Origin of the sequence: Marinilabilia sp. (assembly GCF_016278715.1) — a bacterium.
Classification (GTDB): Bacteria; Bacteroidota; Bacteroidia; order Bacteroidales; family Marinilabiliaceae; genus Marinilabilia.
In genome coordinates this window covers 1-19976 of sequence record NZ_JADQBH010000223.1, presented here as the reverse complement: position 1 = coordinate 19976, position 19976 = coordinate 1, and the positions used below count along the sequence as shown (strand labels likewise).

The following is a 19976-nucleotide window of genomic DNA, read 5'->3' as shown; positions in this document are numbered from 1 at the left end:
TCGCTTGATGTTCAGTTGTTTCTGGTGTGGGGGCTAATGCTTTGTCAAGGTGCTTGTTCGTTTCACTTTCCTGATATACTGTCCTTTTCGGTATCTTTGAATAAAATCTGAAATTAGTTTTATGCAACATCCCAAACATTTTGCGTTATGAAAAAATTATTTGTTTTTATGGCAATATCCTTTATGGCCGTATGGGGACAGGCAGCCGAGCTGAAGTCGCCAAATGGCAGTTTTCATCTCAATTTTGAGGTGAAAGGCGGGGTACCTGTATACAGTCTTGAACTGGATGGGCAACCTGTGATTCTTGAAAGTAGTCTTGGCCTTGAATTGAAAGCATTAGAGCCACTTACCAACGGATTTAAACTTGCAAAGGTGGACGAGAGTTCATTCGATGAAACCTGGGAGCCTGTGTGGGGAGAGACCAAAGAAATTCGTAACCACTATAATGAACTGGCAGTAACTCTGGAACAGGAAGAGACCGACCGAACAATGGTTATTCGTTTCAGGTTGTTTAACGACGGACTTGGCTTTCGTTACGAATTTCCGGAGCAGGATAATCTGACCTACTTTGTGGTGACTGATGAGAAAACCCAGTTTGCCATGGCCAATGACCATACGGCTTTCTGGATTCCCGGAGATTACGACACGCAGGAGTACGATTATACCACCTCCAGATTATCAGAAATTCGTGGTCTCATGAAGCAAGCCATCACTCCCAACGCATCTCAGACTCCCTTTTCAGATACAGGTGTTCAAACTGCATTGATGATGAAAACTGACAACGGTCTTTATATCAACCTGCACGAGGCCGCTTTGGTAGAGTATTCTTGTATGCATTTGGAGTTGGATGATGAAAACCTGGTTTTTGAATCGCACCTTACTCCTGATGCAGTTGGTAATATGGCTTATATGCAAGCTCCGACTCAAACACCCTGGCGCACGGTTATTGCCAGCAAAAATGCCGGAGATATTCTCCTTTCCAATATCACACTCAATCTCAATGAACCTTGCGCTTATGAGGATGTTTCGTGGATTCAGCCTATAAAATACATCGGGGTTTGGTGGGAAATGATAACCGGTAAAAGCTCGTGGGCTTATGCCGATTTACCTTCTGTAAAGCTTGGCGAAACTGACTTTGTCAATGCACAACCCACTGGCAAGCATGCAGCCAATACCGAACATGTAAAGATGCATATCGATTTTGCTGCTGAACATGGCTTTGATCAGGTGCTGGTTGAAGGTTGGAATGTTGGCTGGGAAGATTGGTTCGGAAAATCCAAAGATTATGTTTTTGATTTTGTGACGCCTTATCCCGATTTTGATGTGGATGAACTGCGTGAGTATGCCAAAAGCAAAGGTGTAAGACTGATGATGCACCACGAAACATCCAGTTCTGTGCGCAACTATGAGCGGCACATGGATGAGGCTTACCAGTTTATGGAAGACAATAACTACAATTCCGTGAAAAGTGGATATGTTGGTGATATCATTCCCCGGGGCGAACATCACTACGGACAATGGATGGTGAATCACTATATCTATGCTGTGAAAGAGGCTGCTAAACATAAAGTGATGGTTAATGCTCATGAGGCTGTCCGTCCAACAGGATTGAGACGAACTTTCCCCAACCTGCTTGCCAATGAGTCGGCCCGCGGAACAGAATATGAGGCTTTTGGCGGAAACAATCCAGACCATACCACTATCTTGCCGTTTACCCGCTTGATTGGTGGTCCCATGGACTATACTCCGGGTATTTTTGAGCAGGATGTGAGAAAATACAATCCCGATAACGGTTCGTGGGTAAATACTACCATTGCCCGTCAGCTGGCATTGTATGTTACCATGTACAGTCCGCTTCAGATGGCGGCTGATCTGCCCGAAACATACAATAAGTATCTGGATGCGTTGCAATTTATCAAGGATGTTCCTGTAGATTGGGACGATACGAAAGTACTGGAAGCTGAGCCCGGAAATTACATTACCTACGCCCGTAAGGAAAAAGATGCCGGCAACTGGTTTGTAGGGCGTACAAACGACGAGGAGCCCCGTTTATCTGAAATAAAATTTGATTTTCTGGAACCCGGCAAAAAGTATGTGGCCACCATCTACAGTGATAAAAAGGATGCCCACTACAAAAAAAATCCCAAGGCTTACGAAATTAGGGAATATGTTGTTACCAGCAAATCTAAACTGTCTCAAAAATGTGCTCCAGGCGGTGGTTATGCCATCAGTTTGATTGAAGTGCAGGACAAAAGTGAAACCAAAGGATTGAAGAAGTTGTAGTTTTCAGATGCGATTTGAAGCCGTAGGTTAATTGAGAAGGCTGTCAGTTTTGGCAGCCTTTTCATTTTTCAGCCGGAAAATTCCAACCGATGATGCTATTGGTTTGTGGGCATTGAAGTGGGCATTGAAGTGGAAATTGTTTCCTAAAAGTGTTATGCTTTCATTGATTATGCCTTTCAATTGCAACTTTTTATGATTAGAACCGGGGCGGATATGTTTTACAATCCGCTGTGCCGCCGGGTTCTTTTTTGCCTTCCTGAAAGAACCTTAAAGAGTGCCCAGGTGCCCGAGGCTTTTACAAGCAATTCGGAGATGTTGCCATTGTCTGGAACGGAAATTCTCTTGAGTTTGAAGGGGTCATTATTTTGGGCATTGAATCCCGCATCAAGGGTCACTGCAGCTTCATAACCGGCTTTTTTGCAGATTCTGATATCCCGTTCGCTGTATTCTCCGTTGGGGAAAGAAAAAATTGTGCAGGGTTTTCCGGTCAGAGCTTCTGTCTTTTCTTTAGATAACTGGATTTCTTTTGCTGCTTTGGAATCTGAGCATCCGGGAAGGATGGGATGTGTGAGAGTGTGCGAACCAAATTCTACCAGTCCGCTGTTCTGCATGGCAGTTATCTCCTCCCGGTTGAGGAGGATTCTTTCTTCAAAATTTTGGTTTTCTTCAAATCCAATTCGTTTGAGCGCTGCCATACGAACCGGGTCAGACATCTTTTTCAGAGATTCTTTGAACGCGCGCTCTTTGACAACATAAAACCAGGGGTGATGGCTGGTGTCAGCAATGCCGGCTATTAGAAATATGGTTGCCGGAGCCTGATGCTTTTCCAGTAAAGGGAGCAGATCATAATTGTTTGCCCAGCCATCGTCGAAGGTAATGACTAAGGGGCGTTTAGGCAGTACTGTGGTCTTGTCATTCTGGGAACGAAGAAACTGAGAAAAAGGGATGATGTTGTACCGTTTTTTCAGTGCCGTTAATGCTCTATCGAGAAATGCCGTCTGTGGTTGATGAAAAATCAAAATGGTGGTTTTCTTTTTCTGAAGAGTATGACGAAGGAGCCATGGAAATCCCGAAAGCCGAAACTCCAGACTAAGTAGATTGCTAAAAAATGGCATAAATGCGACTGTTATTTTATGGGATAAAGATACTTCTTTTTTGCTTGTCAGGAAGGGAAGATTACTTCTTTAGCGGAAAAGAAACGGTAACTGATGTTCCCTCTCCACGGGTGGATGAGAGTTCGATGGTTCCCTTAAGTAATAGTACAAGCCCGCGGGCGTTTGTAAGTCCTATGCCTGCACCGTCATAAACCCTGGTGTTGGATTCTATTACTTTACAAAACTTCCTGAATACCAGGTCGGTTTTGTCATCGGAGATGCCGATTCCGCTATCGGAAACAATGATTTCGAAATGATGGTCAGTGGAACGACAAAGCAGTGTGACACCCCCCTTGTCGGTGAATTTAAAGGCATTGTCCAGAAGGTATCTCACCAATCGTTTTAATAGGACGGGATCGCTGTGAAGCGTAAGGTTGCAATTATCCGACAAGGTTCTGAAGTAGAGATGTGGCTTCTGTTTTGTTCTGTAAGTTTCAAACTCCTGTGCCAAATCCAATAGCGCTTCCTGAACCTTAAAATAACTCTTTTTTAAAGGGGTTTGACCTTTCTCAAGTTGTGCAAATAGTAGCGTATCTTCAATAAAACGCACCAGTTGGTTACTGTTTTGAGCGATGTGCCTGAAAAAATCCTCCCGCTCTTTCACCGTGGACTCAGGATCTGTCATCAGTTCCGAGAATCCAACGATGGCCATTAATGGGGTTCGAACTTCATGACTAAGGTTTTCAAGAAATGAGGACTTTAAACTGTCTGATTCCATAGCCCTCTCTTTCTCTTTGGTTAATCTTCTACGGGCGATATCAAGTTCATTAAATGTTTTTTGAAGCTCTTCCATCATTTTGTTGAAATGTTCCCCCAGTTCCTGCATCTCATCATTGGTTCGAATGTCGGCTCTGGTACTTAATTTTCCTTCTGTTGCAGTTCTGAATTTTCCCAGAAGATACTTTACCGGAGAGGTGATGAATTTGCTGAAATACAAGGCAATTACAACGGTGATGATAAATCCGAATGCTAAGATGAATCCCAGATAGAGAATTAATTTGTTTGCATCGGCAAAGATTTCTTTTCTGGACACCGATAAAACAAAAGACCAGTTGTTGGAGAGTTTTCCGACAGAATGGATATATTTATTGCTGTGATTCTCAGGCAGAAGGCTGGCCTCAGATCTTCTTGGAAGCTCGGAGATGATTTCCAGAGTCTCATTCGGGAGTGGCTGTCCGTGGCTGGAGGAGTAAACCAGTTCATTGTTTTCATCCAATAAAACCAGACAACCAGTTTCAAAAGTGTAAAGATGGTCGAGTTGTTGTTCAAGTTCCGAAAAAAGAAAATCAGATCCCAGACATCCGATGAGGGTTGAGTCTACATAAACTGCACGTGAATAGCTGATTACTTTCATGTCCCAGGCTTGCCAGTAGTAAGGAAGCGTCCAAGTTTCCCTGTTTTTTACCGCTTGTGTCCACCAACTCATCGATGGATGAAATAAGTCTTTTTCCCCTATTCTATATTCTTTTTCCCGGTGATAGATTCCATTTCTTTCCTTGTCAAAAAAACTAATCGTGTGTTTCCCCTTGATATTATCCGTATTAAAAACAATCCACAAACTCATGGGACGCATCAGATGAAGGATTTCTCTTAGTTGCGGTGTAATGCGTTGTTTGTAGGAATTCAGCAATGCATTGTCCGTAAAATCCTCTTTTTTGTTAAATGTGCTTCTGATTACAGCTTCCAATGCCATGGAAACTTCTTTGATGTGTGTAAACTGCTTTTCCATATCCGAAGAAGCCAGCCGGGTGACTTGTTGCATGTGGATAAGCGCATCTTTTTTTGCCTGCTGACGGGCATAATAAACACCTGGCAGTCCGATCAGAAGCATAGCAAAGGCTGCAAGGATGAGCATCAGGATAATTAATTTTTTTCTGAATCCGTACATTGGCAGAATTCGGTTATGTTAGGGTTACGAAACTACAAATTAATAAATATTGTTTAAGATTGCTAATAAAGAAAGTTAATTTTCCTATGGCTGGTGAGTGATGAAAACCAGCATCATTAAAGCATCTTCTTTTCGAAAGTCGGATGGAAGGAAAATTGATAGAAAAAAGGAGGCTGTTTTCGGATACTTCGAATGCAATCGAACAACAGCCTCCTCTTCCTTAATGTAGAAGGAAAATAAACCCCTTGACTCTACCTCGTCCCCGTAGGGGGCTTGAATAACCCGGGGGCAATAACCGGTGGCTAACTTTGATTTTTTGTTGTTAATAATCTGTCCTTGGGAGAGGGAAAGCCTGTCACGGTTTATAAGGAAAGCAATCTAAATTTTTACTGTTCAATTTCTCCGGACAATAGTGTTTTTTATTTTAAAAACTCTTTTCACCCAATTAAAGTGCGGTCTCTGTCAGGCACAATGGTTTTGTTACTCTTTGAAGTGCAGCAACCGACTGATGTATTTGCCAATAATGTCAAATTCCAGATTCACCACATTTCCTTCTTTGATTTGATGAAAATTGGTGAATTCGTAAGTATAGGGAATAATGGCTACAGAAAAGCGGTCGTCGCGGCTGTTTACCACCGTTAGGCTTACCCCGTTAATGGTAACTGAGCCTTTTTCTACAGTCATATAACCTTGTCCGGCCTTTTCTTTGTCCACATCGTATTGAAACGTGAAATACCAGCTGCCGTCGGCTTCTTTTACTTCAATGCATTTGGCCGTCTGATCCACATGTCCCTGCACAATATGGCCGTCCAGGCGCCCGTTCATGGGCATGCTGCGTTCCAGATTCACTTTGTCTCCCGGTTGTAGAAGACCAAGATTTGATTTTTCCAGTGTTTCGCGAATGGCCGTAACTGTGTAAGTGTCGCCCACTTTTTTTACCACTGTAAGGCATACCCCGTTGTGCGAAATGCTTTGGTCAATTTTCAACTCGTTGGTAAACGAGCATTTCAGGGTAAGGTGTACATTTCCTTTCTCTTTTTCAACTCCTGTAACGGTGGCCGCTTCTTCAACTATTCCTGAAAACATAATAATCTTTTTAAATTTATTGAAACAGATAATGTAAAGTGTTGTTTTGGTAATAAATTAGGTGCTAAATTAGAAACAATTTTTTCAGAAGCCCAATCGTTTTAATCAGAAAAAAAAATAATGTAATGGATGTAACAATAAAAAGCCGGTACCTGGGCAATCTAAGGGTCGAAAGCACCCATATGCAGTCGGGAAACAAAATTATTACAGATGCTCCGGTAGATAATCGCGGCAAAGGAGAGGCGTTTTCTCCTACCGACTTGCTGGCAACTTCTCTGGGGAGCTGCATTACAACCATCATGGGCATTACTGCTATGGATAATGGAATTGATATTGAGGGAACTGATGTGGAAGTTACCAAAATTATGGCCAGTGACCCACGCCGTGTCGCCGAGGTGGTGGTGGAGTTCTTTTTTCCTGATAAGGGTTATTCATTGGAGCAGAAGAAGATGATTGAGAACGTGGCTGGTATAAGTCCGGTTCCCTTAAGTCTTTCGGCAGAATTAAAACAGACTATTCGATTTAACTGGTAAAAAACTACCTTTGTAAATATGATACTTTTAACAGGAGCTACAGGACTGGTTGGTTCACACATTTTGTACAGTCTCACATTACAGGGAGAGCGGGTAAAAGCTACCTGCCGAAAACAAAGCACTATTGAAGAGGTTGAAAAGCTTTTCCGCTTTTATTCCGGTGAAAATGCCAACAATCTGTTGAAAAACGTACAGTGGGTGGAAGCCGACCTGACTGATTATTATTCCCTTGAAGATGCTCTGGAGGGGGTTCATTACGTGGTTCATGCAGCTGCAATGGTTTCCTTCAACCCCAATGAAGCACAGCGTATGTTGAGAGTGAATGCTGACGGAACTGCAAATCTGGTTAATGCCTGCATTGAAATGGGAATAAAGAAGTTTTGTTTCGTAAGTTCCATCTCTTCATTGGGCCGTCATCCCGAAGACCTAGAGGTGGACGAGCAGGTGGAATGGCAGCCCGACGATAACCGGTCAGCTTATTCACACAGTAAATTTCGGGCTGAAATGGAAGTATGGAGAGCCTCCAAAGAGGGATTACCTGTAATTATTGTGAATCCATCGGTGATTATTGGGCCTGTGGATTGGGTGCGAAGCAGCGGGCGTCTTTTTTATTCTGTACGGAAAGGAATGCCTTTTTATACAACAGGAATTACCGGCTTTGTTGATGTTCGGGATGTTGCAGAAGCTGTGGTCTTGTTGATTAAAAGCGATGTGGTAAATGAGCGATTTATTCTCAATGGTGAGAATTTGAGCTTTAAAGTTTTTTTCTCAATGGTGGCGGCTGCTTTGAATAAACGGGCTCCTTTTCTGAAAGCTGGAAATTTTTTAACAGAAATTGGCTGGCGACTCAATCATACCCTTTGCGCAATTTTTGGCAAAGCTCCTGCCATCACCAAAGATACAGCCCGTGCGGCTCACAATAAAGCTTATTACTCCAATCGGAAATTTTCCGAGAAATTTAATTACGCATTTCGAACTGTTGACGATGCTGTAAAAAATACTGCCAGATGGTATCTGGGAAATTCATAAATTAATGAAGAACAAAAAGAAAGTTACCGATAAATCTGCCAAATCTTCGGGAGTCGTCCGATTCAGAAATTGGGCCTTGAAATTTATCTTGAAGCTGATGGTTGCTGGCATCGCCTTTCTGGCGGTTTTCCTTTCATTGGTTTATATTGGCTTGTTTGGGCCCATTCCCGGAGATGAAGAATTAAGTAATATTCGCAATTTCAATGCTTCTGAGGTCTATTCTGCCGATGGAGTGATGATAGGGAAATACTATATTGAAAACCGCAGGAACATAGAGAATAGTGATATCTCCGAATTTGTAATTAATGCTTTGGTGGCCACTGAGGACAGTCGGTTTTTTGAACACAAAGGCCTTGATTACATCAGTATGGGAAGGGTGTTGGTACACTCAATTCTTTTAGGTGAAAAGGCTCAGGGGGGAGGGAGCACTATTAGTCAGCAACTTGCCAAGAACCTTTATCCGCGTAGAGATTATAAATTTTTGTCCCTTCCGGTAAACAAAGCTCGTGAGATGTTTACAGCCGCCCGTCTGGAAGGAGTGTATACCAAAGCGGAAATTTTAAATCTTTATCTCAACACGGTTCCTTTTGGAGAAAATATTTATGGCATTGAAGTGGCTTCCAACCGCTTTTTCAATAAATCGTCCTCCCGGTTGGAGCCTCACGAAGCTGCCACTATTATTGGTATGCTGGCTGCCAATACCTACTATAATCCCCGTCTTCATCCCGACCACAGTTTGGAGCGACGTAATATTGTTCTGAACCGGATGGTTGACCAAGGGGTTCTGACCACGGAGCAAGGTGAGAAATACAAAGATCTTCCACTGAATCTTAACTACCGAATTCTGGATCGAAACAACGGGCCTGCTCCCTATTTTATGGATTTGGTGCGTCGCAATGCTGAAAAAGCGCTTGAAGAAATTTATGGTGACTCCATCAACTTGTATCGCGACGGGTTACGGATTTACACTACCCTGAATGCACAATTACAGGAATATGCCAATGAGGCTGTTCACAACCAAATGGTGCGCTTGCAAAATGAATTTGATCAGCACTGGAAAAATAGAAGTCCCTGGGAGGGGCATCCGGAAATTTATGTGTCTGCATTAAAGGAATCACCGCGTTATGAGGCCTTGCTTAAAAAAGGTAAAAGTGAGAATGAGATAATGAAAGTCATGGAAACTCCCGTTAGTATGGTTGTGCTGGAAAACGGAGAGGAGAAGAAAGTGGATATGTCACCCGCCGATTCTGTTGCCTGGGCCATCAGTCAGCTTCATGCAGGTTTTTTGGCTGTCAATCCGTCCGACGGGGCTGTGTTGGCATGGGTTGGGGGGACCAATTTTAAGTTTTTTCCTTACGATCATGTTTTGTCAAAACGTCAGGTGGGTAGTACTTTCAAACCTTTTGTGTATGCTACCGCTCTTGAAGAGGGATTTAATCCATGCGATTACATCAGTAATGAAAGGCGCGTTTATCGTCAGTACGACGATTGGTCTCCAACAAACAGCGAAGGAGAGCATGAAGGTTATTATTCTTTACAGGGGGGGCTGATTCATTCAATTAACACGGTGGCTGCTGAACTGGCAGTTGAAACAGGGCCGCATGATGTCATTGAACTTGCCCAGGACGCAGGAATTGAGAGTGATATGCCAAATGTTCCGTCCATAGCACTTGGAACGGCCAATTTGTCTCTTTTAGAGATGATACGAGCCTATACTGCTTTTGCCAACTATGGCAATGGTGTTGAGTTACAAAGTTTACTGCGCATTGAGGATGCCAATGGACGTATTCTTTATGAGGCCAAACCGGCAGAGTTGCGTGCTGCAGCTTTTGAGGAACGAACAGCACGCTTTATGGTTCACATGCTCCAAGGCGTTGTAGAACGCGGAACTGCCCGGTCGTTGAGGAATGTTTATGGTTTACAGACCGATCTTGCCGGAAAAACAGGAACCACACAGGACAATGCCGATGGTTGGTTTATTGGTTTTTCTCCCGGGCTGGTTGCCGGCGCTTGGGTCGGGGCCGAAAGCCCCGGAATTCGTTTTCGTACCACTACTCTGGGACAAGGGGCGTATACCGCTCTTCCGGTGTTTGGCAGATTTATGCAAAAGGTGGAAAATTCATCTCTTTCGGCAGGGCTGGGGCGTCGAAACTTTTATCCGCTGCCCGAAAATTTGCTCCCAGAGGTAGATTGTCCTGACTTTTCGGAAGAAGATCCCGATATGAACTTTTTTGAACGTCTCTTTGGTGGCAAAAAAGACAAAAATACCAAAGATAAAGAGGAAGAACAGTCTGAAGAGACTGAAGAACAAGAGAAGAAGGAGAAAGAAGACAAGGGTAAAACATTGCTTGATCGAATGAAGGATATCTTCCGGAAGAAGAAATAAGGTGGTTTATTGTTCCACCTCAAGCTGGGCCCTTTCTTTCCTGGTCATTCCCTTTATCACCAGTTCATACGATTCTTTGGTCCATTGACGAAGCAGGCTATCGGGAACCGATCCGTCAACTTCAATTGTGTTCCAGTGTTTTTTATTCATGTGGAATCCGGGCCTTACCGATGGGAATCGCTCTCTTAATTCGATGGCTTTTTCGGGGTCGCATTTTAGGTTGATCCAAAAAGGTTCCTCCAGATCGGTAAGTGCAAACATTTTGTTGCCCACTTTAAATACCAGAGAAGTCTCATCAAAAGGGAACGATTCTGATGTGAATGGTAGTGAAAGGCAGTAATCACGGAATTCTTCGATGTTCATAATTTTCTTAGTTTTTTAGGGCAATGGATGAAATGCATCCTCAATGTGTTCTATTTCCCAGCGGTTATCATCTTTGTGGGGGATCCAGCAAACCAGGTCGAAACGGGTGTTGCAATCCAATTCATTTTGCAGGATGTAAGCTTCGGCAGCATAAGCGATTGCTTTTATTTTAGCTGGTGTCAGACTGTTGCGTGGATGTTCGTGGTATGCTGAGTCTCTGGTGCGGACTTCCACAACTACCAGCTCTTCCTTATCCCAGGCGATAATATCAACTTCCTTATGGTCGTATCGGAAATTCCTGGCTGCAAGGCGGTATCCTTTGTCCAGAAGGTAGGATGCGGCTTTGTCTTCACCTTTTTGTCCTAATTTGTTGTGTTGGGCCATGGCAATAGGTAGGGTTTTATATTGTTTGTGATGACCGGACTAGCATTCCACCTTCCTCATTAACCTGAATGTGTGTTTGGGCACCCATCAGCAACGGTTCATTGGGCGAGGTGTGTCCGGAAGGAAAATCAAATATTACGGGATAATTGTAGTGTTGCACCGCTTCCAGAATAATTTCGTTGGCCGATGATCCGTATGGGGTTGGTTTGTCATTCATTTCTGTTAGTTGCCCCACAACCAGTCCGGCCAATCCTTCCAGCTTTCCCGAGAGTTTGAGGTTGTGCATCATTCGGTCGAGATGATAAAGCTGTTCTCCAACTTCTTCGAGAAACAGGATTTTTCCGCGGCTTTCAAAATCATATTTGGTACCACTTAATGTGCAAAGAAGCGAAAGGTTTCCACCAATTAGCTTGCCTCCTGCTGTGCCAGCACGATTTAGGTGGCAGGGGGTGGTGTGGTAGGTGATATCATGTCCCTGAAGCAACTCCAGAAGGTGCCTGAACTCTTGTTGTTTTGAACCATCAGCTTTCAGGTTGATTGGCATGGGGCCGTGAATGGAAGCTACGTTGTAGATATTCTGAAGAGTAGCATGAAAAACAGTGATGTCACTAAATCCAACCACCCACTTGGGCGCTTTTGGCATTGCTGAGAAATCGAGGTTTTCGATAATTCTGGAGGTGCCATATCCGCCTCTGCAACACCATATTACCTGGATGTCGGGGTGGTCGATAAAAGCTTGCATGTCTTCGATTCGTTGTTCGTCGGTTCCTGCAAACTGGTGGTATTGCGAGGTGGCATGTTTCCCCCGCATACTCCCGAATCCATTGTTTTTGAGGAATTTTTCGGCATTTTCCACAACCTGGGAATCAATTTTCCCTGCCGGGGAGACCAGTCCGAAAAGAGCTCCTTTTTTTATGAATGGTGGGATGGCTGTTGACATATCTTACTGCTTTGTGTACAAGATTTTAACATCTTTGGTTATCTTTGTGAAGATAAATAAAACCCTTCAAAAGAGCGTGCTCTTGCCCTGATTTTGGAGAAAGTTACGATTTAAAATATTTGTTTTCAAGAAAATACATATACCAGAGATTGGAGAAATTATGAGTAATTTTAAACGAACACTTGTTACCACTGCCCTGCCTTATGCCAACGGACCTGTTCATGTTGGCCATTTGGCCGGTGTTTATGTGCCCGCCGATATTTATGTGAGATACCTGAGGATGAAAGGGGAGGATGTTCTGCACATCGGAGGTTCGGATGAACACGGAGTGCCTATTACGCTCAAAGCCCGTAAAGAAGGGGTGACTCCGCAGGATATTGTGGACAAGTACCATAATCTGATAAAAGATTCTTTTGAGAAATTCGGTATCACTTTTGATATCTATTCCCGCACTACCAGTGAGATGCATCATAAAACAGCTTCTGAGTTCTTTAAGAAGCTTTACGATAACGGTGCTTTTATAGAAAAGGAGAGCGACCAGTATTATGATGAGGAAGCCAAACAATTTCTGGCCGACCGTTACATTACGGGAACATGTCCGCAATGTAACAGTACCGGCGCTTATGGCGACCAGTGCGAGAGTTGTGGAACTTCCCTTAATGCAACTGACCTGGTTGACCCCAGGTCTATGATTTCCGGAAGTACCCCGGTGATGCGAAAAACCAAACACTGGTATCTTCCTCTCGATCAGCATCAGAAATTTCTGGAACAGTGGATTCTGAAAGAGCATAAGGAATGGAAACCCAATGTTTATGGTCAGTGTAAATCCTGGCTCGATCTTGGTTTGCAGCCACGTGCCGTTAGTCGTGACCTGGACTGGGGCGTTCCTGTACCAGTGAAAGGTGGGGAGGGCAAAGTACTCTACGTGTGGTTTGATGCGCCCATTGGTTACATCTCTGCAACACGTGAACTTACGCCCGACTGGGAAAAATACTGGAAAGATCCCGAGACCCGCCTGATTCACTTTATAGGGAAAGACAATATTGTATTTCACTGTATTGTTTTCCCGTCAATGCTAAAGGCAGAGGGAACCTTTAATTTGCCCGACAATGTTCCTGCCAATGAGTTTCTGAATTTGGAAGGCGATAAGATTTCTACTTCCAGGAATTGGGCTGTGTGGTTGCATGAGTATCTGGTCGATTTTAAAGATAAGCAGGACGTGTTGCGCTATGTGTTGACTGCCAATGCTCCGGAAACAAAGGATAATGACTTTACCTGGCGCGATTTTCAGGCCCGCAATAATAATGAGTTGGTGGCTATTCTCGGAAACTTTGTGAACCGGGCTGTGGTGCTCACACAGAAGTATTATGACGGGGCAGTACCCTTGATGGGCGTCACAGAGCCTTTCGATGTGCAAACCCTGGAAGAAATTCCTGCATTGGTTACCCGGATCGAGAAGAGTCTTGATAATTTTAAGTTCCGGGAAGCAGTTCGTGAAGCAATGAATCTGGCTCGTCTGGGGAATAAATATCTGGCTGATACAGAACCCTGGAAATTATACAAGACCAATCCGGAGCGTGTCAAAACCATTATGAATATCGCTCTGCAAATTACAGCGAATCTGGCATTGGTGATGGAGCCATTCCTGCCTTTTACGGCTCGTAAGATGCGCGATATGCTGGCAATGGATGATTTTTCATGGGAACATTGTGGCAAAACTGAATTGTTGAAGCCTGCTCATAAAATCAATGAAGCAAAATTGCTGTTTGAGAAGATTGAGGATTCTCAAATACAGGAACAACTCGATCGCCTTGCTAAAACAAAGACCAGCAACGAGGCCGAGAATAAGGAGTCCACACCTGCAAAGGCCGATATTACTTTCGATGATTTCATGAAAATGGATATGCGTGTGGGGACTATTCTTGAGGCAGAGAAAGTTGCCAAAACAAAGAAGCTGTTAAAGATTAAAGTTGATACCGGGATTGACAAACGAATTGTTGTCTCGGGTATTGCTGAGTTCTTTGAGCCTGATGAAATTGTCGGACGTCAGGTTTGTATTTTGGTTAATCTTGCCGCCCGAAAAATTAAAGGAATTGAATCCCAGGGAATGATTTTGATGGCTGAAGATGCTGACGGAAGACTCGATTTTGTTGCGCCTGGCTCTAAAATAAAACCCGGTTCGGAAATTAGATAAAAGAATAATTTTAATCACATAAGATAATAAGGAGGGATTGTATTAAAATGAGTCTTTTTTTCAGTTTTGCGGGTTAGCTAAAATGCTAAAGATTCTCGGACACTAGTAATTATTAAGAAATATTTTCATAAAAAAAAGCCGCTTTTTGAGCGGCTTTTTTTTATGAAAATATTTTTACTGGGTTAATAGCCAGACATTTTTATAGGCTTCATCTTTGCGCAAGGCAAATAGTTTCTGGGTTGCATCCGCTCTGTTGGTAAAAGAAAAAAGTGCTATCCGAAAACGGCCGTTATCAGAATGCAAAACTTTTGCTTCGGCGAAACCATTCGTTCTGAACGCTTCCAGGGTCTGGTTGGCCGGTGCTTCATATTTAAAACTTCCTGCAATCAGATGAAAAGGTTTGGAAATGTTTTGTGGAGTTATGTCCTGTGTTGCAACTCCCTGATAAAGAAGAAGTTCTTTTGCCGAAATTACTTTTTGCGTTGTCTCTGGAATTACAGCGTTTTCAGTATTTGCAGGGGCCTCTTCTGTAAGAGCCGATAACATACTTGATGTGTCCATCTGTCTGTGTTCGGGCATGTCCAGTTTTGGAGAAAAAAGCAATAGTCCGGCAATCATGGCAGCCACTGAAGTCCAGTAGCGGGGTGACCGACTTTGCAGCAAACGGCGAACTGGTTCTTCCTGTTTATGCGAAACTGAAGTGTTTCTGAGCAATGGCTCAAAATGAAAATCCTCCAGCCCAAATGCCCCGGGAAGAAGACTATTGCGCTCTGTGGGATTAAATTGCAAGTTGCCTAACGCATCTTTCCGGAAGGAACCAATGCCATTGAATTCAATTGTTTCTCCCTGATTAATGCGATTTTGTAATCCTTTTACAAACTCGTTGATGAGTTCGGTGCTTTCAGTCCATGACTTCTGCTCACGTTTGATGATGTGATTGGTAAGCAGCCCGTCGTTGTGGGCAAGACTGCGGTTAAAACCAATTTCCTTTAACGGTGGACGGAAGAGGTTGCGTTCGTCCACTATTGTTGCGGATTTGTAATTGGCAACAAAACCACCCAGCCCGGGCACGATGACGCAGTCGTGCAGACATAATAAATCCGATATGTGTTTTTCTATGCTTGCCATATTGCAAATTTAATCAATTTATACGCTAACTGCATACTTTTGTTTTAAACAGTTGTTGATAATGTGTTGAAAACTTTACTCGGCCACATCATATTCGTCGGATTTGGTTCTCCATTTGAATTGCTTTTGTTAATTTTACCTGCTTAACAGAACCAACAATTAGAAATAGAATCTTATGAGCAAACAGATTTTGGTAACCGGGGGAACCGGTTATATTGGCTCACACACCGTTGTAGAGCTTCAGAATGAGGGTTTTGATGTGGTGATTGTGGATGATTTGTCCAATTCAAACATTGACGTGCTTGATGCAATAGAGAAGATTACCGGAAAACGCCCGGCCTTTGAAAAATTCAATCTGGCGGACAGAGAAAAGACAAATGTTTTTTTTGAGCAATATAAGAATATAGATGCGGTTATTCATTTTGCGGCCTACAAGGCCGTGGGAGAGTCGGTTCAGAAACCTCTTGAGTATTACCGCAACAATCTGGTCTCGCTGATGAATTTGTTGGAGAATATGAAAAAACATAGGGTATCTAATTTGGTTTTCAGTTCCAGTTGTACCGTTTACGGACAGCCCGACCAATTGCCGGTAACCGAATCTACTCCGCGCAAACCGGCAGAGTCTCCTTACGGGAATACTAAAGCTGTTTCAGAAGATATTATGCGCGATTTTAGTCATGCCAATGAGGGTATCAATTGTATTGCCCTTCGCTATTTTAATCCCATTGGAGCTCATCCATCCGCACTGATTGGCGAATTTCCCGTTGGGGTCCCCAATAATCTGGTACCTTTTATTACACAAACGGCCGCCGGATTGAGAGATGAATTGAAAATTTTTGGTGCCGATTACGACACTCCTGACGGAACTGCTATTCGCGATTACATTAATGTTGTGGATTTGGCCAAAGCGCATGTGGTTTCCATTAATCGGTTACTGGAAAACAAGCAACAATCCTCTTATGAATTCTTTAATGTGGGAACGGGTAATGGTTACTCGGTAATGCAACTGGTAAAGACTTTTATTAAGGTTAACGGTGTGGACGTGAAATATCAAATTACTGACCGCCGGGCCGGGGATATTGAAAAAATATGGGCTGATACGACACTGGCCAATGAAGAGTTGGGCTGGGAAGCAGAAAAAACGCTTGAAGAAACCCTGGAGAGTGCCTGGGCCTGGGAAAAGAAAGTCAGAAATATCAAATAGCAATGAAAAAAACAATTTTAATTACCGGAGGAGCCGGATTTATTGGGTCTCATGTTGTGCGACTCATGGTGAACAAATATCCAGGCTACAGGATTCTGAATCTGGATGCACTGACCTATGCAGGCAATTTGGAGAATCTGAAAGATTTAGAGGAAAAGCCGAATTATGCTTTTGTCAAGGCGGATATTACCGATGAAAAAGCCATCAGAGAAGTATTTGAGAAACACAAACCGGACGGGGTTATTCATCTGGCCGCAGAGTCGCATGTAGACAGATCCATCAGCGATCCGTTGGCGTTTATTCGCTCCAATGTGGTGGGAACAGTCAATTTGCTCAATGCAGCCAGGAATTTGTGGGAAAACGACAAAGAGGGTAAATGTTTTTATCATATCTCCACCGATGAGGTTTATGGTTCATTGGGGGCAACCGGGCTTTTCACTGAAGAAACTGCCTACGATCCGCGCAGCCCTTATTCGGCATCCAAGGCCAGCAGTGACCACATGGTTCGCGCCTGGCATCATACTTACAATTTACCGGTGGTTATTTCCAATTGTTCAAATAACTACGGCCCCAACCAGTTTCCTGAAAAATTGATTCCACTGGCCATCAATAACATTAAACATAAAAAGGATATTCCCATTTACGGGAAAGGGGAAAATGTCCGTGATTGGCTTTTTGTGGAAGACCATGCCGCGGCCATTGACTTGATTTTTCATAAGGGAAGAAACGGAGAGACTTACAATATCGGCGGTAACAACGAGTGGACCAATATTGACCTTATCCGAAAACTCTGCGAAGTGATGGATAAAGCTCTGGGACGCGAGCCCGGAGAATCTGTCAAGCTGATTACCTTTGTGAAAGACCGCGCAGGCCATGATAAACGCTACGCCATCGACTCCGGAAAGTTGATGACTGAGTTGGACTGGAAACCTTCTTTGCAGTTTGAAGAGGGTATTGAAAAGACTGTTGATTGGTATTTGAAGAATGAAGGTTGGCTGGAAAATGTCCTTTCGGGCGATTATGCCAATTATTACTCACAACAATACGACAATCGCTAAACTTATATTGCTGCCAATATAAAAGAGACGGCCTGTATAGAGACCGTCTCTTTTTTGTGGTTTTATTTCTTACTCTACGGTAACCGACTTGGCCAGATTTCGTGGCTGGTCCACATTGCATCCTCGCATAACTGCAATCTGATACGATATGATCTGCAAGGGAACTACCGCTAACAGTGGAGATAATGCCCTGTGACATTTGGGGATTTCAATTACATCATCGGCTATCTTCCGAATTGTTTTTTCACCCTCCGTAACGATGGCTATTACTTTTCCGTTCCGGGCTTTAACCTCCTGTATGTTACTGATGATTTTTTCGTAAGAGTCGTCTTTGATGGCCAACACAAAAACGGGCATGTTTTCGTCAATCAACGCAATAGGACCGTGCTTCATCTCTGCAGCAGGGTAACCTTCAGCGTGAATGTAAGAAATCTCTTTTAGTTTCAATGCCCCCTCAAGTGCCACGGGATATAAAAGGCCCCGTCCCAGATAAAGGGCATTGGTTACATTGGTGTATTTATTCGCCAGATCTTTAATGAACCCTTCGTGCTTCAGAATCTGCCGCATCTTTTCGGGTATCTCAGTCAGAGCTCTTACCATCTTCAAATAGTCGGAGTCTGCAATAAGTTTTTTACGATGTCCAAGCAAAAAGGCCATCATGGTCAGCACCGTAATCTGGGCTGTGAAAGCTTTGGTGGAGGCAACTCCGATCTCGATTCCGGCATGGGTATAAACACCTGCATCTGTCTCCCTGGAAATCGACGATCCAGCCACGTTGCAAATGCCCAGAATGGTGGCTTCAGACTGCTCGCGAACCATGCGAATCGCTGCAAGAGTGTCTGCTGTCTCCCCACTTTGCGATATGGCAATCACAACGTCGTCGTCATAGATCAATGGTTTTCGGTACCTGAATTCTGAAGCATATTCGACTTCCACCGGGACGCGTGCATATTCTTCGAACAAATATTCACTGACCAGGCCTGCATGCCAAGATGTTCCACAGGCAAGGACGATGATTCGGCGGGCCTCGATTAGTTTTGGTAAAACATCAAAAATGCCCCCCAGGAATATTTTACTGTGATCAATGGATATCCTTCCTCTGAATGTATCTTCGATGGAGTTTGGTTGGTCATGGATTTCCTTGAGCATAAAGTGTTCATAATCACCTTTGTCAATCTGCTCAATGTTTAGCTCAATTTTTTGAACCTGTGGAGTTTTAATATCATTTTTAAGGTTTTTCAGGTCAAAATGGTCATGATCAATAACGGCCACTTCTTCGTCATTCAAAAATACAACCTGGTCGGTGTATTCAATGATGGGGGTAGCGTCGGAAGCCATGAAATATTCGTTTTCTCCAATTCCGATTACAAGCGGGCTCCCTTTACGTGCTGCAATGAGCCGTCCGGGTTCGTCCGCACAATAAATGACCAGCCCGTAAGCACCCACCACTTTTGTAAGAGCAAGTCGTACGGCAAGTTCTGCTGAGACTTTCTGCTCCAGGTAGATGTTTTCAATAAGGTTGGCTAGAACTTCGGTGTCTGTGTCGCTAATAAAGCTGCATCCACGGTTAGTCAGTTCTTTCTTAAGGTGGCTGTAATTCTCAATTATGCCATTGTGAACAAGAATAAATTTTCCGTTTTCCGACTGATGCGGATGAGCATTGACATCATTGGGTTCTCCGTGAGTGGCCCACCTGGTATGCCCTATCCCTATGGAACCTGATATTTCCTTTCCCTTAACTATATTCTCCAAATCTTTGACTTTTCCTTTGCACTTATACAAGTGGGTTTCCTCATTCATAAGTGCAATCCCGGCAGAGTCATACCCTCTGTACTCCAGTCTCTTCAGACCTTTGATTAATATTGGATAGGCAGTTCTCTCTCCTACATAAGCTACGATTCCACACATACTTTACTAATTCATGGTTATTTATTTCTGTTTTCAGGAAAATGTCCTGTAAAATCAGATGAAATTTATTTTCTCTCTTATTCTGGTTGCAAGTTGCTGTTTTTTTTCAATATGGTCAAATATGTCCCGTACTGCTGGGTGTTTCTCAAAAGCACCTCTTACCTGTTCAAAATCGGTATGCCGGGCATCATCTTCTCCATCCATACCAAAGCCTGTCTGAGCTTTCAGCGTGAATTCCTTTTGGGCATCAGTCAGCATCATTTTGTCCAGTGAGACAACGGACTCCTCCCATTTATTGATAAATTCCAAAAGGTCTTCCTTGGTGATGGTTTTTAGATCGAGGGACAGTTCTTCTTTAAAAATTTTGATGCTCCAGTTCCATACCCGCTTGTAATAATTATTGTGCCATTTTTCATAAATGGATTGTAATTCATCGAA

The 19976-nt window shown here is 43.4% G+C and carries 15 protein-coding genes and 1 pseudogene; 7 read left to right on the top strand and 9 right to left on the bottom strand.

Annotation, left to right across the window (positions count from 1 at the left end; all coding sequences use genetic code 11):
* The first annotated feature begins 147 nt into the window (after nt 1–147).
* Entirely contained in the window at nt 148–2283 is a 2136-nt protein-coding gene (locus QZZ43_RS13650) for a glycoside hydrolase family 97 protein (RefSeq protein ID WP_291860414.1), read from the top strand.
* Between the two features lie 218 nt (nt 2284–2501).
* On the opposite strand, the gene QZZ43_RS13645 is transcribed toward QZZ43_RS13650, so the two are convergent.
* The 3 genes from QZZ43_RS13645 to QZZ43_RS13635 all read right to left on the bottom strand — a co-directional run bounded on the left by QZZ43_RS13645 (nt 2502) and on the right by QZZ43_RS13635 (nt 6411).
* Nucleotides 2502–3398 (bottom strand): polysaccharide deacetylase family protein, encoded by an 897-nt coding sequence (locus QZZ43_RS13645; RefSeq protein WP_291860411.1) that lies wholly within the window; start codon nt 3396–3398, stop codon nt 2502–2504.
* 61 nt (nt 3399–3459) lie between these two features.
* Nucleotides 3460–5325 (bottom strand): ATP-binding protein, encoded by a 1866-nt coding sequence (locus QZZ43_RS13640; RefSeq protein ID WP_291860409.1) that lies wholly within the window; start codon nt 5323–5325, stop codon nt 3460–3462.
* Nucleotides 5326–5805: 480 nt separating this feature from the next.
* Nucleotides 5806–6411: a riboflavin synthase gene (locus QZZ43_RS13635; protein WP_291860407.1), complete on the bottom strand. Its 606-nt coding sequence runs from the start codon at nt 6409–6411 to the stop codon at nt 5806–5808.
* A gap of 125 nt (nt 6412–6536) precedes the next feature.
* On the opposite strand from QZZ43_RS13635, the gene QZZ43_RS13630 reads away from it, so the two are divergent.
* Genes QZZ43_RS13630 through QZZ43_RS13620 form a run of 3 tightly spaced genes read left to right on the top strand, consistent with a single transcriptional unit; the run spans nt 6537 to nt 10359 of the window.
* Nucleotides 6537–6944: an OsmC family protein gene (locus QZZ43_RS13630; RefSeq protein WP_291860405.1), complete on the top strand. Its 408-nt coding sequence runs from the start codon at nt 6537–6539 to the stop codon at nt 6942–6944.
* Nucleotides 6945–6962: 18 nt separating this feature from the next.
* Nucleotides 6963–7973, top strand: a complete 1011-nt coding sequence (locus QZZ43_RS13625) for an NAD-dependent epimerase/dehydratase family protein (protein ID WP_291860402.1) — start codon at nt 6963–6965, stop codon at nt 7971–7973.
* 4 nt (nt 7974–7977) lie between these two features.
* Entirely contained in the window at nt 7978–10359 is a 2382-nt protein-coding gene (locus tag QZZ43_RS13620; RefSeq protein WP_291860399.1) for a transglycosylase domain-containing protein, read from the top strand.
* 6 nt (nt 10360–10365) lie between these two features.
* Here QZZ43_RS13620 and QZZ43_RS13615 read toward each other — a convergent pair whose 3' ends face one another.
* The 3 genes from QZZ43_RS13615 to QZZ43_RS13605 are packed head-to-tail and all read right to left on the bottom strand — an operon-like array spanning nt 10366 to nt 12046.
* On the bottom strand, nt 10366–10722 hold the full coding sequence (locus QZZ43_RS13615; protein WP_291860396.1) for an MmcQ/YjbR family DNA-binding protein: 357 nt from the start codon (nt 10720–10722) through the stop codon (nt 10366–10368).
* Between the two features lie 15 nt (nt 10723–10737).
* Complete coding sequence (locus tag QZZ43_RS13610; RefSeq protein WP_291860392.1) at nt 10738–11106, bottom strand: YraN family protein; 369 nt, start codon at nt 11104–11106, stop codon at nt 10738–10740.
* A gap of 16 nt (nt 11107–11122) precedes the next feature.
* Nucleotides 11123–12046 carry an LD-carboxypeptidase gene (locus QZZ43_RS13605; RefSeq protein ID WP_291860389.1) on the bottom strand — a complete coding sequence of 308 codons (924 nt, stop codon included), beginning with the start codon at nt 12044–12046 and terminating at the stop codon, nt 11123–11125.
* Between the two features lie 160 nt (nt 12047–12206).
* On the opposite strand from QZZ43_RS13605, the gene metG reads away from it, so the two are divergent.
* On the top strand, nt 12207–14240 hold the full coding sequence (gene metG / locus QZZ43_RS13600) for a methionine--tRNA ligase (protein ID WP_291860387.1): 2034 nt from the start codon (nt 12207–12209) through the stop codon (nt 14238–14240).
* A gap of 174 nt (nt 14241–14414) precedes the next feature.
* Here metG and QZZ43_RS13595 read toward each other — a convergent pair whose 3' ends face one another.
* On the bottom strand, nt 14415–15368 hold the full coding sequence (locus QZZ43_RS13595; protein ID WP_291860384.1) for an SPOR domain-containing protein: 954 nt from the start codon (nt 15366–15368) through the stop codon (nt 14415–14417).
* A gap of 175 nt (nt 15369–15543) precedes the next feature.
* On the opposite strand from QZZ43_RS13595, the gene galE reads away from it, so the two are divergent.
* Both galE and rfbB read left to right on the top strand, forming a co-directional pair.
* Nucleotides 15544–16572: a UDP-glucose 4-epimerase GalE gene (galE, locus tag QZZ43_RS13590; protein ID WP_291860381.1), complete on the top strand. Its 1029-nt coding sequence runs from the start codon at nt 15544–15546 to the stop codon at nt 16570–16572.
* 2 nt (nt 16573–16574) lie between these two features.
* The gene (gene rfbB / locus QZZ43_RS13585) at nt 16575–17630 is read left to right on the top strand and encodes a dTDP-glucose 4,6-dehydratase (RefSeq protein WP_291860378.1); all 1056 of its coding nucleotides are present in this window, start codon (nt 16575–16577) and stop codon (nt 17628–17630) included.
* Between the two features lie 69 nt (nt 17631–17699).
* Here rfbB and glmS read toward each other — a convergent pair whose 3' ends face one another.
* Complete coding sequence (gene glmS / locus QZZ43_RS13580; RefSeq protein WP_291860375.1) at nt 17700–19538, bottom strand: glutamine--fructose-6-phosphate transaminase (isomerizing); 1839 nt, start codon at nt 19536–19538, stop codon at nt 17700–17702.
* Between the two features lie 54 nt (nt 19539–19592).
* Nucleotides 19593–19976: pseudogene (locus QZZ43_RS13575) on the bottom strand (DUF4954 family protein); the annotation flags it as partial.